Here is a 256-nt window from a genome sequence, read left to right as displayed (position 1 = left end):
CTCGGCGGACAGCATGATCGCGTCCGCACCGTCGTAGATCGCGGTCGCCACGTCGGACACCTCGGCGCGGGTCGGCGACGGCGACTGGATCATCGATTCCAGCATTTGCGTCGCGACGACGACCGGCCGGCCCATCCGGCGCGACACCTCGACGATGCGCTTCTGCAGCGGCGGCACCTGCTCGGGCGGCAGTTCGACGCCCAGATCGCCGCGTGCGACCATCACGCCGTCGCACTGCTCGACGATCTCCTCCAGC

General features: G+C 69.9%; 1 protein-coding gene. It reads right to left on the bottom strand.

Annotated features, from left to right (window positions below):
• Positions 1–256, bottom strand: a 256-nt coding sequence (locus tag AC0IYH_RS32650) for a pyruvate kinase (protein ID WP_471838503.1), incomplete at both ends; no start/stop codon positions are given.

It is taken from the genome of Pseudomonas sp. AC463 (genome assembly GCF_979253585.1).
This window is presented reverse-complemented; position numbering and strand designations above follow the sequence as displayed.